General features: G+C 45.7%; 11 protein-coding genes. 2 read left to right on the forward strand and 9 right to left on the reverse strand.

The features are described 5' to 3' along the window. Window positions 1–29 precede the first annotated feature (29 nt). The 9 genes from WC715_00595 to guaB all read right to left on the reverse strand — a co-directional run bounded on the left by WC715_00595 (window position 30) and on the right by guaB (window position 10,675). Window positions 30–1,109, reverse strand: coding sequence for a trypsin-like peptidase domain-containing protein (locus tag WC715_00595; protein ID MFA6170948.1), 1,080 nt, complete (start codon window positions 1,107–1,109; stop codon window positions 30–32). Between the two features lie 32 nt (window positions 1,110–1,141). Then, window positions 1,142–2,245, reverse strand: a complete 1,104-nt coding sequence (gene dnaJ, locus WC715_00600; GenBank protein MFA6170949.1) for a molecular chaperone DnaJ — start codon at window positions 2,243–2,245, stop codon at window positions 1,142–1,144. A 140-nt stretch (window positions 2,246–2,385) separates the two neighbouring features. Then, window positions 2,386–4,374, reverse strand: coding sequence for a molecular chaperone DnaK (gene dnaK, locus WC715_00605; protein ID MFA6170950.1), 1,989 nt, complete (start codon window positions 4,372–4,374; stop codon window positions 2,386–2,388). 9 nt (window positions 4,375–4,383) lie between these two features. Continuing rightward, the gene (locus WC715_00610; protein ID MFA6170951.1) at window positions 4,384–4,815 is read right to left on the reverse strand and encodes an Hsp20/alpha crystallin family protein; all 432 of its coding nucleotides are present in this window, start codon (window positions 4,813–4,815) and stop codon (window positions 4,384–4,386) included. 74 nt (window positions 4,816–4,889) lie between these two features. Continuing rightward, window positions 4,890–5,786, reverse strand: coding sequence for a nucleotide exchange factor GrpE (gene grpE, locus WC715_00615; protein ID MFA6170952.1), 897 nt, complete (start codon window positions 5,784–5,786; stop codon window positions 4,890–4,892). 35 nt (window positions 5,787–5,821) lie between these two features. Beyond that, window positions 5,822–6,529 carry a hypothetical protein gene (locus WC715_00620; GenBank protein ID MFA6170953.1) on the reverse strand — a complete coding sequence of 236 codons (708 nt, stop codon included), beginning with the start codon at window positions 6,527–6,529 and terminating at the stop codon, window positions 5,822–5,824. 193 nt (window positions 6,530–6,722) lie between these two features. Then, window positions 6,723–7,016 carry a hypothetical protein gene (locus WC715_00625; GenBank protein ID MFA6170954.1) on the reverse strand — a complete coding sequence of 98 codons (294 nt, stop codon included), beginning with the start codon at window positions 7,014–7,016 and terminating at the stop codon, window positions 6,723–6,725. A 231-nt stretch (window positions 7,017–7,247) separates the two neighbouring features. Further along, entirely contained in the window at window positions 7,248–9,125 is a 1,878-nt protein-coding gene (locus tag WC715_00630) for a hypothetical protein (protein MFA6170955.1), read from the reverse strand. A gap of 77 nt (window positions 9,126–9,202) precedes the next feature. Beyond that, entirely contained in the window at window positions 9,203–10,675 is a 1,473-nt protein-coding gene (gene guaB, locus WC715_00635; protein ID MFA6170956.1) for an IMP dehydrogenase, read from the reverse strand. A gap of 92 nt (window positions 10,676–10,767) precedes the next feature. Between guaB and guaA the strand changes: the two genes are divergently transcribed. Then, window positions 10,768–12,630, forward strand: coding sequence for a glutamine-hydrolyzing GMP synthase (gene guaA, locus WC715_00640; protein ID MFA6170957.1), 1,863 nt, complete (start codon window positions 10,768–10,770; stop codon window positions 12,628–12,630). Between the two features lie 23 nt (window positions 12,631–12,653). Then, window positions 12,654–14,135, forward strand: coding sequence for an amidohydrolase family protein (locus WC715_00645; GenBank protein MFA6170958.1), 1,482 nt, complete (start codon window positions 12,654–12,656; stop codon window positions 14,133–14,135). The last annotated feature ends 46 nt before the right edge of the window (window positions 14,136–14,181 follow it).

Genomic DNA, 14,181 nt, shown 5'->3' on the forward strand with positions numbered 1-14,181 from the left:
AATTTTTTTATATTCTGTACTGCTAATGCTTATTTGAATTCATCCAATACCACGTTTATGACGATTGACTTGCCTCCCCTTAAAATCTTCAAGCCGATCTTGTTGCCCGGCTTGTACCTTTGGGTAATGCTCTGCAAAGTTTTTCCCCCCTCGATCTTAATCCCGTTTACCTCATAAACTATATCCCCGGCTTGAAGACCGGCCTTTTCCGCCGGCGAATCCGCTAAAATGGCCGGCGATCCGTTTTCACCCGCTATTATCCAAGCGCCCTTATCCCGGCCTAATTTTTTATCTTTGGCTATTTCCGGGGTGAGCATAGTATAGTGCACCCCCAGCCGCGCCCGAACTATCCGGCCGCGTTCTTTTACGCTAGTTATTACCGGCCGGGCGTCGTTAATCGGAATAGCAAAACTCACTCCTTGGCCGTCTTGGTCAATCGCCGTATTGATGCCGACCACTTTGCCGCTTAAATCTATTAGCGGCCCGCCGGAATTGCCCGGATTGATGTCCGCGTCAGACTGGATTACATTATCCAGTAATTCCGCCTGACCGTTTTTGTCGCTGGCCGCGACGCTTCTTCCCAGTCCGGAAACGATTCCCTTGGTCACGGTATTTTGGTAGAGGCCTAAAGTATTGCCAATCGCTATTACCGTCATCCCTTCAACTAATTTATCCGAATCGCCCATCTCGATATACGGCAAATTCTTATCGAAAATTTTTAAAATCGCCAGGTCGTTCAAAGGATCTTTGCCGATAAACTGGGCGTAATATTCTTTGCCGCTCGCCAGTATGATCCGGTACTCGGAAGTTTTTTCGCTGGCTACCGCGGCCACGTGCTTGTTGGTAATAATCAAACCATCGGATGAAATTATAAACCCGGTGCCCGAGCCCTTTTTTACCCGGATATCATCTTCTTTGTTGTAAATGATAACGCTTACAACTGCCGGTTTAACCTTATTAATCGCCCGGATGGTCGCTTCCTGGTCGTCTAAACGCAGATTGTCGGCCACCGCGGTGGTTATGCCGTTGCGGACGGCGTAAACTCCGCCAACGATTATTCCGGCCGTGAAAGCCAGGCCAATAAAGAGATAAACAAATTTTTTTGCCATATTTTTTAAAATATTTTTAATATTTCAATCCGTTAAATTCCGTCCTCGCTCAACTCCTCTAAAGTTTTTTTCAGCTTCCGGCTCAAGCCCTTAGGTATCCGCACGTTTACTTTTACCAGATGGTCGCCCCGCCCGCGGCCGCGGAGCCTTAAAACGCCCTTTTCTTTTAGCCGAAACACGGTACCTGGCTGGGTGCCTTCGGGAATTTTTAATTCCACGTTTCCGTCCACGGTTTCCACTTCGATTTTAGCGCCAATCGCCGCCTGGGTAAATTTTATTTGCGCTTCGCTATAGATATCATAACCTTCGCGCCTAAAGCGCGAATCAGGCTTGACTCTTATTTTAATATACAGGTCGCCTGATGGCGCGCCTTTTTCGCCGGCTTCGCCTTGGCCCGCAAACCGGATTGATTCGCCGTTATCGATTCCAGCCGGGATTTTTATGGTAATGCTCGGATCGTTATTGTATACGCCCGAGCCGCGGCACTTGGAGCATTTCTGGCTTGGGATTTTCCCTTCGCCCTGGCAATTATGGCAGATAGTTTCCATCTGCACGGTGCCGAAAATCGTCCTTTGGTTTTTTATTATCCTGCCGGATCCATTGCAGACCGGACAAGCCTCGATTTTAGCTCCCGGTTCCGCGCCCGACCCCTGGCATTTATCGCAAGCAACATTCTTCCTGATTCGAATATCCTTTTCGACGCCAAAAACCGCGTCTTGAAAATTTATTTCAATTTCCGTTTCAATATCCCGCCCTCTTTTTGCTCTTCGCCCGCCTCCGCCGGATCGCCGGCCAAAGCCGAACATGTCCCCCAGTCCGCCGAACATATCGCCCAGGTCATCCATGTTAATGTTAAATCCGTTGGTGTAGCCCGAAAAATCGCGGAAGCCTTCAAAGCCGCCAAAGCCTCCGGCGCCTTGCGCTTGCTCGAATGCTGAACCAAACTGGTCGTATTGCGCCCGTTTTTTCGCGTCGCCCAAAACCTGGTAAGCTTCATTTATTTCTTTGAATTTCTTTTCATCTCCGCCGCCTTTATCCGGATGGTGCACGTGCGCGAGCTTCCTGAAAGCTTTTTTTATATCGTCCTGCGAAGCATTTTTATCGACGCCTAAAATTTTATAGTAATCTTTTGACATAATCTTTTAACCAGCCTTATTCAATAATACGCTAAATGCCAGAAGTCGCCTGGCATTTAACTATTATGTCTGATGACATAACCTCATTCGCTCGTCCCGCATAGTGCGGGGCTCACTCATTTCTAATTATAACAGATTATCTACTTCTTTTCTTTAAACTCGCCTTCGACCGGCCCTTCGCCTTTTTTATCCTGTCCGTCTTTATTTTCAGCGCCGCCTTGTCCGCTAGCGTCAGGTCCGCTCTGGGCGCTTTCCGAGCCAGCTCCAGTTCCACCAAAACCCGGAGCACCCTGCGCACCACCCTGGGCGCCTCCTGTCTGTCCGCCTTGCGCGGATTGGTACATAGCCGCTCCAATCTTTTGCGCTATTTGGCTTAATTCTTCCATCTTTTTCTTAATATCCTCCATATTATCAGTATCCTTAACTTTCTTCAATTCCGCTGCCTTGTCTTCCAATTCCTTTTTATCTTCCGGCTTCATTTTTTCGCCGGATTCGCGCAAGAGTTTTTCCGTGGTAAAGACGAGCGAGTCCGCCTGATTTTTCATATCAACAATTTCCCTTTTCTTTTTGTCCTCATCGGCGTGGAGTTCGGCTTCTTTGGTCATTTTTTCGATTTCATCTTTAGAAAGGCCCGAAGAAGAAGTAATGGTAATTTTTTGTTCTTTACCGGTGGCTTTGTCTTTGGCTGAAACGTTTAAGATGCCGTTGGCGTCGAGGTCAAAAGATACTTCCACTTGCGGAACGCCGCGCGGCGCCGGAGGAATTCCGTCCAGCATAAACCGTCCGAGCGACTTATTATCCCCTGCCATTGGCCGCTCGCCCTGCAAGACATTAATTTCCACGCTCGGCTGGCTGTCGGCGGCCGTAGAAAAGACCTGCGACTTTGAAGTCGGAATCGTTGTATTCCGGTTAATTAATGGGGTCATAACGCCGCCCAAAGTTTCAATTCCCAGGGTTAGAGGAGTTACATCTAATAACAGCACATCCTTAACGTCGCCCTGCAAAACTCCGGCCTGGACGGCCGCTCCGGCCGCGACTACTTCATCCGGATTAACGCCTAAGTGCGGCTCTTTGCCGAAAAATTCCTTAACCATTTTTTGCACCAAAGGCATTCTTGTCATTCCGCCGACCATAATCACTTCTTCAATATCTTTAGTCTCCACTCCGGCGTCTTTTAGCGCCGCCCGGCAAGGGCCCAAAGTTTTTTCCACCAAATCCCCGACCAGTTCTTCCAGTTTGGACCGGCTAATTTTTAAAAGCAAATGCTTGGGTCCGGCCGCGTCCGACGTTATAAACGGCTGGTTGATTTCGGTTTCATTAGTCGAAGACAATTCAATCTTAGCTTTTTCCGCCGATTCTTTAATTCTTTGCAAAGCCAAAGGATCTTTTCCAAGGTCAATGCCCTGGTCTTTTCTGAATTCATCAATAATCCAGGAGGCGATTCTTTGGTCAAAATCTTCTCCGCCTAAATGGGTATCGCCGTTAGTTGATTTTACTTCAACCGTATCAGCGGAAATATCCAGCACGGAAATATCAAAAGTTCCGCCGCCCAAATCGTACACCGCGACTTGCTGGCCTTTCTTTTTATCAAAGCCGTAAGCTAAAGCGGCGGCCGTCGGTTCATTAATAATGCGTTTCACATCTAAGCCGGCAATTTTACCGGCATCTTTAGTCGCCTGCCTTTGCGAGTCGTCAAAATAAGCCGGAACCGTAATTACCGCTTCGGTAATTATTTCCCCGAGTTTCGCCTCGGCGTCGGCTTTCATCTTAGCTAAAATCATAGCCGAAACTTCCTGCGGCGTATATTCTTTATCGCCCATTACCACCTTAACTCCGCCGTTTCCTTTGACAATTTTATAAGGCGCGGTTTTTAAGTCGCGCTGGACTTCGTCGTCCTCGAATTTTCGGCCGATCAAGCGCTTAACCGCGTAAATCGTATTTTGCGGATTAATAACAGCTTGCCGTTTCGCGGCCTGGCCGACAATCCGTTCGCCGTTTTTGGATACGGCAACGACCGAAGGCGTGGTCCGCGACCCTTCGGCGTTCTCTAAAATTTTCGGCACGCCGCCCTCAATAATGGCCATCGCCGAATTTGTAGTTCCTAAATCTATTCCTAAAATTTTCGACATACAATATATTTAATTTTTCTTAATATTCACCCTCACCTTATTCGTCTTCGCTTCCGGCGCTTTGGGGATGGAAATTTTTAATACCCCATCCTCGGCCGCGGCCGACGCTTTATCGCCCTCCACTCTCATAGGAAGAGGAACACTGCGGTAGAAGCTCCCCCGCTGGATTTCCTTGCGGTAATAGTTTTTGTCTTCCACCTCGCTTCTTTTTTCGCTTTCGCCTTTGATTGTTAAAATGTCATTTTCAATCGAAATATCCACCTTTTCCGGATCCATGCCGGCCAAAGGCGCCTCGACGATTATATTGTCTTTGTCCTCATACATGTCGATGGCCGGGATAAATCCCGACTTGGCCATCCGGCTTCTTACCGCCGGAATAAAATCGGAGAACATCCCCTCGATATCTTCGAATGGCTCCCTCCATCTTATTAATCCGTTCATATTTTTTTGCCTGATTAGCCAATGGTCCGGCAGACCCGGCCAGAGCGCTAATCCCGGTGCTAATTATTTGTAAACTATTTTTTAAACTCAAATACCTTTACTCTGGCCGGAACGATTACTTTTCCTTTCAGCCTATAGCCCGGCTTTAATTCTTCGGCTACTATTCCATCCATCTTTTTATCATTCGTCGCAGTGTGCCCCATAGCTTCCATAGCATGCGGATCATACGGTTTGCCGGCTGTTTCAATTTCTTTTACGCCTTCTTCTTCCAAAATATTTTTAAATTGCCGGAGCACCATCTTCAAGCCTTCTTCAATCTGCCCGCCGTTTCCCGCCCCGTCTTTACCGCTATTTTTTTCATCACTGCCATCCTTAGCGCCGTTACTATGCATTAACGCCAGTTTCAAATTGTCGTAAACCGGCAAAATCGCCTGGATCAAATTTTCGCTCGCGTACTTAGCGCACTCGGATTTTTCCTCGGCTGTCCGTTTTAATAAATTCTGGTAATCGGCTAAAGCCCGTTTATATTTATGTTCAAAATCATGCTTTTCCCGCCTTTTGGTAAATTTTTCCACCAATAGTTTTGTATAGGGATTCATTTCCAATGTTTTCAAAGCCTCTTCCGGCTTAATCCAGATATTCTCATCCATTTCTTCATTCATCTCCGCTAATTCTCCTCCGGCCAAATGGGCGAAATAATCTAAAAAGACAAAATGGGCTTTTCGGTGGTATAGCGGAGGATTTATTCCTTCGCCCACGTAAGCGAATTCGATTTTATCGATTTCGTAGCCGGTTTCTTCCATTATCTCCCTTTTTAAAGCCTCTTCGGCAGTCTCGCCTAATTCAATGTGTCCGCCCGGAATCTGCCAGGCGTCTCCCCATTTCTTGCTTTTGGTTAAAAAAACTTCTCCCTGATCATTATATATTAACGCGGCCGCTACCGCTTCCGGACAATTGTATTGTTCCGCCATATATAGTTTTTTATTTTAAATCTAAACCTTTATTTTTATCGCTTACTGGCCTGCGGGCGCCCTCCCGCCAATTTCTCATTAATTAATTTCATCAGCGACAAACTTTTTTCATAATCCATCCGCAGAGGCCCGAGCATAGCGATTAACCCCAGGTCGCCGTTGTACTTATACTTGAAAATTATGCTTGAGCAATAATTGCTGAACGGATTTTCCGTCCCGATAAGTATCAAGGGCTCGCCCTCGACTTTGTCAAAAATTCTGCCTATTACTTCTTCCAGCTGGTCGATGATAAATGAGATGTTGTAAATCAGATTACTTTCGATAAATTCAGGCTGGGTTAAGAGATTGGAAATTCCGGTGTAATATAAGTTACGACGATTTATGGCCCAAATTATGGCATTGCCGGAGATGCGGGCGAGCTCTTTGGCCGTCTGCTTAAAAGCTTCTTCCGTGCCCTTTTTTAAATGCCCGGTAACAATTTTAACATCTTCCGCGTTTAACTTTTTTTCTTTTAATTCGCTTATGTAAAATTTATAGGCTTTTTCGGTCGGCACCCGGCCGGCGGAAGTATGCGGCTGGATGATATAGCCCTCATTTTCCAAAGCCGACATCTCGTTTCTAACCGTGGCCGGCGAAATATCCAGTTTATATTTCTCGACCAAAACGCCGGAACCGACCGGCGCGCCGGTTTTTAGGTACTCTTTTATGACAGTATTTAGGATGTATCTTTTTCTGTCCTCCATATCCGTTTATGGGCGTCCGCGATAGCCCTGAAACCGGCTATTTTAACGCGTTGCCAAAGCTAAAAATATTATATACCCCCGTTAGCACTCTTGTCAAGAGAGTGCTAATCCTTTGTTTTTAGGCAAGAAAAAAGGGACGGGCTGTGGAAAAACAAGCTCTCGTCCCTCGGGTTTTCGGGGGGGGTATGTGCCGTTAGGCGGCGAGCGGTTCGGCGAAAAAAAGCCCGTGTACAGCCGGGCATGCTGGAACATACGGCGGCGGGGGCGGCAAAGTCGGAACATACGGCTCGCCGGTGAGTTCAAAGTATTCATAAGCCAGCTCGTGAAGCAGGTCGCAAATTGTCGAGTAGTCTTCAAAGCAGACTGCCCCGCACCAGATGCGATGCTCGGCTTCGAGCATACTTATAACTCCAAAAATTACTTCGGCCTTATCGGCCTTTTCCTTTTCGAACTCAACAAACTCCGCCATGTAATCATAATGTTGCATGCTTCTAATTCTCCCTTCCTTCGATTAAAGAACACCTTTATCGCTCCCAAATATTTCCCGGGAGCACCATTTATCGTTTCGCCAAAATTCTAGCGTTTACTTTGGTTTTTATTTCTTAAACAAACAAATAAGACCGCGGGGGTCTTATTTGCTAATACGCAAATTGGTGTTATTTTATTGACTGCTATTTAATCATACTTCAATTTATTTGTCAACATCTAATCAAATTTATCATTCAATATTAGCTTTTTTTAAAAAATCTTTCCCCTTATTAGGAAACTTGCTTTTCTTGGGATATTTATCTTTTTTGATTTTTTTACGGTTTTGCCTAAGGAACAATTCCCCGCGGCCCTCCCATTCTTCCATCTTATTTTTTTCCACTATAACATCCCGCCATCTCTTTATCGGCTTCCCGCTCCTTATTTCGTCAAGAGCTATCGCCCTGCCGGCGCAATTCAGCCATTCGGTAAGCGGTTCATGGCCCAATTGATGGATTATATCCTGCCAAGAACTGCCTCTTCTCTCAAGCATATCGACAGCCTTTAGAGCTTTAGTTATATATGACTGGTATTCTTTTACAAATATCTTTTCAAAAATCTCTTCTATCTTATTACTCTCCAGCCCCAGCTTTGTAAAAACTTTTTTATAGGCTTCCGCGCTTTCCTTTTCCCAATCTCTATAGTAGTTATACAATCCCCCCTGCTCCTCTTTTTTGGATAAAATAGAAGCAATATTTTTCAAAGATTCTTTTCCCGTTTTAATATAAGCCAGAATTTCATTTTTAGCGTCTTCCAAAAACTTATTTCTGTTTTTTTTCAGCTGCGATTCAAGAATTTCCTCTTCTTCGGAAATAATTTCTTTCTTGCCAAATCCATCTCGGGTTCCTGTGCCTTCTAATAACCTGTGAATGGCATGCTGTTCTTCGTGGGCATAAATTTCTTCGCTAATATAGTCAGCCACTCCCGGAGGCAAATGATGGGAATTTTCGGCAATGATGCAATTTTTTAATCTTGCAATCCTGCATCGGGAAATAAAAACGCCGCCGCTTCTGTCGGCTTTTTGCCGCATTTCTTTGGTTACTTCCTTCCTTTGGACCAAGTCCTGGTTATAAATTAATGAGTAGTCGTCAAGTTCAAAGCAACGAAAATACAAAGTTATTGGCCCCTGGCGAACCTTTATTTCTCCTTTAGGTTCGCGGCCAAAGCATGAATTAAATAATTCATCGTCATCTTGGTAAATCCTTCGGTAAGTCTTTACTGTTTCGTGTTTAATCATGTAATCCGTAAGGCCTTTCTCAAAGAGCGATATTTGATGGGGAGTAAGCCTGGCCTTCGCCGCTCTGCCGTATAGCATGCTCTCCATTTCCTCGTAAGCCAGATCGGGATCACTCCATGTTGCTTCCTTTAAATCTTTAAGCAGATTCTTAATTCCTCTTTTTTGCTCATCTTGTTTCTTCTGGTATTCGGCCATTCTCGTTTTTTGAATAGAGCTCCTTTCCTCGTTCGGCAAGCCGGTTTTAAAATGCCTTATTTTCCTCATTTCCAAGTAAGGATCAAAAGGCTCGTAATCAAGCGTACGCCATTGACTAGGGAGCTCCAGCGTATTTAAAATCCGCTCTTTTCTCTTTGCAAGAATCTCCATCTCAATCAACTCTTCCCGATTTTTGCCTTTTGGATCAAATTTGTCTAGCTTCTCGACATCTTCTTGCTTGAGTAATACTGCCCCGTCGGAAATAATATCGCTATAAGATTCAACCAGCCTATAGTAAGAGTTTTCCGGTACGGTATTCATTATCCCCAAAATAATATGAGAAATTATTATTTTTTCTTTGGGCGAAAGTTCCTTTTTCCGGAGATTATCCAATTTCTCAAGAACACTGCCCCAGGCTTCCAGGTATAATCTTCCAAGCTCTTTTGAAGTCTCGTCATATTCATCCTCGGCTTCGTCATCATAATTAAATTCTCCGTTAGTACCGCTTTTTTGCGCCAAAAAAATCAACTCTTTCAGTTCGCTGATCAGAATCTCGTTGCCGGGCCCCTCATTTTTTTCCGGTTCTGTATTGGAAATTAAATTTTCGCGGCCGATGGACGGCTCACTCTCAATCGGCATATTGCAAAATTAGAGCAAATATCCTTGCCCCTTTTTTATTTTTTTTCTTGGATAAGATCTCTAACCGATATTAATATTTATATATGATAATTCGGGGCTTCTTTGGTTATGTGGACGTCGTGGGGGTGGCTTTCTTTTAAGCCGGCCGCGGTGATTTTTACGGCCTTGGCTTTCTTTTGGAGTTCGGCGATGGTTTTCGCGCCGTTATAGCCTAACCCCGAGCGGATTCCGCCGACCAGCTGATAAATTATTTTTTCTACCGGCCCGCGGTAAGGCATCCGGCCTTCGATTCCTTCGGGAACGAATTTTCCGGTATCCATAACATCGGCCTGGCCGTAGCGGTCTTTTGAACCTTTAGTCATGGCCGCGAGCGACCCCATGCCCCGGTAAACTTTATACATCCGGCCGTTAAAGAATTCAGTCGCGCCCGGCGCTTCTTCGGCGCCGGCCAGCATCCCGCCAACCATAACCGCGTCAGCTCCAACCGCCAAAGCTTTAACAATGTCCCCCGAATATTTTATTCCGCCGTCGGCGATTATCGGTATTTCTTTTTTTCCGCCCCGGCCGGCGGCTGCTTCTATAATAGCCGTCACCTGCGGTACGCCGATTCCGGCAATGACGCGGGTCGTGCAAATCGAGCCCGGGCCGACTCCAACTTTAACGCCGTCGGCTCCGGCGGCGATCAAAGCTTTAGCGCCTTCGCGGGTCGCTATATTTCCGGCGACTATATCGATATTTTTTAAACCCTTTTCCTTTTTTAATTTTTTTACGGCTTCAATTACGCCGATTGAATGCCCGTGCGCCGTGTCAACAACTAAGACGTCTGCTCCGGCTTGGGCAAGAGCACTCGCCCGTTCGAGCATATCTTTTCCGACGCCGAGCCCCGCGCCGACTATCAAATGCTTATTGGAATCTTTATTAGCGTTCGGAAAATTTTTATTTTTTTCCAAATCTTTTCTCGTAACAATGGCTTTTAGTTTTCCGGATTTATCGGTTACGCATAAGACGTAGAGCCGCTTAGCCCAGATTATATTATTAGCTTCGTCCAAGCTCGCCGTGTCTAATACCGTAGTCAGATTAGAAACCGGGATCATCACGTCCTTAACTTTCTTATTTTTATCATTCGGCCAAAGATAATCCAATTCCGTAACTAATCCTAAAAGTTTTCCGTTCGCGTCCACGACCGGAATTTTTTTATAGCCTTTATCAAGATAAATGCCATGAATTTCATCAACCGTCGCATCCGGCCCGATTGTCGCCGGATCGAATAAAAATCCGCTTTCAAACCTTTTAACTAATTCGACTTCATGCGCCTGCTCGGCAATAGATAAGTTTTTATGGATTATCCCGATTCCGCCTTCTAAGGCCAAAGCGATTGCCATCCGGTGCTCGGTTACCGTGTCCATGGGCGCGGAAGAAATCGGAATTTTAAGCTTAATATTCCGGCTAAAACGGCTCCCCGTTAAAGTTTCGGCCGGCAAAACCGTCGAATACTGGGGCTCCAAAAGGATGTCGTCGTAAGTTAAGCCGTCTTTAAGCTTGTCTTGCATATTTGTCGTTTTAATAGTAATATTTGTAATAATACTATATTTTCTTCGATTTAACAAGTTAGCGGCATTTTATTACATTACTCATTCCCACTATGAAACATATCGCCATTCTGGATTATGGATCACAGTACACGCATCTCATCTCCCGCGCTGTCCGCGAGCTGGAAGTCCTCGCCAAAATTTATCCTCACGACGTTCCGGCCGCCGAACTCCATGACGCGGCCGGTATTATTTTATCCGGCGGCCCGCAGGCGGTTTACGCGAAAGACGCTATCTTAGTCGACCCGGAAATTTTTAAGCTCGGCGTCCCGATTTTAGGCGTCTGCTACGGCCACCAGCTTATGAGCCATATGCTCGGCGGAAAGGTCCAGGCGGCCGAGTCATTAGCCGGCGGAGAGTTTGGCCGGACGAAAATCCAGCTTGCTTCGAACGATCAAAAATTTATTTCGCCGATTTTCAAAGACATTACCGACAACACCACAGTCTGGATGAGCCACGGCGACACGGTGGTGAAGATGCCGGACGGATTTTCCGTTATTGCCAAAACCCAGGATTGCCCGATTGCCGCCATGGCCGATGAAAAAAGAAAATTTTACGGCTTCCAGTTTCACCCGGAAGTGGTTCATTCGGAAGAAGGCCATAAGATGATAAAAAATTTCGTTCTGGACATTTGCCGCGCGGAAAAAAATTGGCGGATTGACGATTTACTAAAACATCTGGAAGAAAAAATCCGGGAGCAGGTCCAGGACAAAAAAGTTTTTATCTTGGTTTCCGGCGGCGTAGATTCCTCGGTGGCTTTTATCTTACTAACCCGGACTTTGGGCGATAAAAAAGTCAAAGGTTTGTATGTTGATACCGGGTTTATGCGGAAAGACGAAACCGCGGAAGTGGTTAAAGGCTTTAAAAACGCGGGGATCCATAATCTCGAGACCGTCGACGCGTCTAGCACTTTTTATCCCCGGCTTAAAAACATCTTTGAGCCCGAAGAAAAACGGCGCATTATCGGCGAAACCTTTATTGACGTTAAAGACGAAATCGCCGCTAAACTAAAAATTGATTCCGGCGACTGGCTACTAGGCCAGGGAACGATTTATCCGGATACGATCACTTCGGGCGGAACGAAAAACGCCGATAAAATCAAGACGCACCATAACCGGGTAGACCGGGTGAAAAAGATGGTTGAAATGGGATTGGTGGTCGAACCTTTGATTGAATTTTATAAAGACGAGGTGAGAAAAACCGGCGCGCTCTTAGGCATGCCCGAAGACCAGTTGAAGCGCCATCCCTTCCCCGGCCCCGGGCTCGCCGTCCGGTGCTTATGCGCTAAAAAAGGCCTTAACCAGGCTGATGTTAATGAATTAAATGAAAAAGCCGGAGACTTGCTAAGCACCTTAGGCGCAGAGATAAAGCACAAAGTGCTCGCCATAAAATCCGTCGGCGTCCAGGGCGATCAAAGGTCTTACGCCCATCCTTTGGTTTTATGGGACGAAAGCGGCCTGCCCAGTAAAGAAATTGACTGGGAAAAATTGGACGAAATCGCTTCTACTATCACCAATAAAATCCGGGGGTTAAACCGGGTGATGATTTTACTTAATCCGGAAAAATTAAAAACGGACAACTTTTCCTATCCGGATAAAGATTTATATTTATCCAAAGACCGGATTGAAATCTTGCGCGAAATGGACGCCATAGCCAATAATATTCTCCGCGAAGAAAAAATTTACGACGATATCTGGCAATGCCCGATAGTCTTGATTCCATTAGCAGGCCAGGACGGAAAAGAGTCTATCGTAATAAGGCCCCTTAATTCCCGCGATGTTATGACTTTAAGATTTTACCGCATGGAAAAACGGATTTTGGAAAAAATCGCCAAAGCGATCCTGGCTACCAAAAAAATCTCTTACGTTTTTTACGATATAACCAATAAGCCGCCAGCGACCCTAGAATGGGAGTAGCTAAACAGCCGGATTTTACGCGCATGAAAAAAATACTTTCTTATTTTAATTTCAAATTTTCCAATAAAACCATGGGCCAAAATAATTTTCAAAAAATAAAAGAAAAAATCGGCCGTGGCGGGATCAAGCTCGATAACGACGAACACAGCCGGATCAGGGTGGCAAAAAAAGACTACCGGCGCGTCTTAATACATAACGCGCCCTATATTTTTACCTGCGACGAAAACGACAAGTTGCGGGCCAGGGAAAATTACTCGCTCATCATAGAAGACGGCATTATAAAAACTGTCGCGCCTTCGGCCGAAATTCAGCCCGATGAAAAGGACTTTGATTTAGTTTACGACGCCGGTCTGCGGGGCGGCATTGTTATAACTCCGGGATTAATAAACGCCCACGCCCATCCGCCAATGTATCTTTTGCGCTCGGCTATGATGCTTGACGAAGGCGAGGCCGTAGACCAGACCATCGCCGCTATGCCGGCCTGGGAACGGGCCATGACCGACGAAGACAACCTGGTTTCCGCGATCGGCGATTTAACCGAAGAGCAAAAATACGGGATTACGAGAACCTTAAGCCACCACGCGGTGTTTGAAGCTAATGAAGAAGCGGCTAAAATCACCGGCCATAATTTAATTAACGCCGTTAGCGCCGCCTCAAATACTCATCCGGAAAATTCCCCAGCTTTAATTGAAAAATTAGTCAAAGACAAGGATGGGCACAGTTCGCAGATCGCTATTGCCGTCCACTATCTCCACAAAGCCAAGCCCGAAATTTTAAAAGAAATAAAAAAACTGGTTGACAAACACAACTTGTTATTCACTTGCCATCTGGCCGAATCGGAAAACGTTGCCCGGGAATGTAAAAAAATCCACGGCAAAAGCGAAGTTGATGTTTTAGAAAAATACGGGCTGTTAAATGACAAAACAATTGTCTCGCATGCCATCTATTTAAGTAAAAAGGAAATCCGGAAGCTGGCTGACGCCAAAGTCGGTATTGTCCATCTCCCGACTTCTAATACAATCCACAAATCCGGAACATTTCCCTTATGGCAGTATTACGACGCCGGAGCGCAATACCGGATCGCTTTAGGGACTGACAGCGTAGTCAGTAAAAGCCAGCTGGATTTATTGTCCGAAGCTTACCAAACCCGGCTGACGCACCTTTATAGCCGGACTGTAAAATTCGGCTCGCTTTTTAAAATGATGACGATTAACGCCGCCCGGATAATGCATTTGCCAAACGCGGGAAAAATAATGCCCGGCTTTGAGGCGGATTTGGCTTTCTGGAAATTAAAAGACCGCGGCTGTATTCCTTATGACAAAGATAATCCCGTCTCATTAATCGGAAATATAATCACCCATAACTCCCGGACGGTGCGCGATTTGATGATCAACGGCCGATTCGTAATTAAAGAACGCCGGCATCTCTTGGTTAATGAAAGTAAGCTCCTCGAACTCTTGCAGGAAAAGCATATGGAGATGCGGAAGCGGGTGAAGAACGGTTAATATTTAACATCAATAATCGATCTTTTTAAATACAAAGAGGGATTTT

The organism is Patescibacteria group bacterium, from assembly GCA_041661505.1.
In the GTDB taxonomy this organism is placed as follows: domain Bacteria; phylum Patescibacteriota; class Patescibacteriia; order Patescibacteriales; family JBAZCA01; genus JBAZCA01.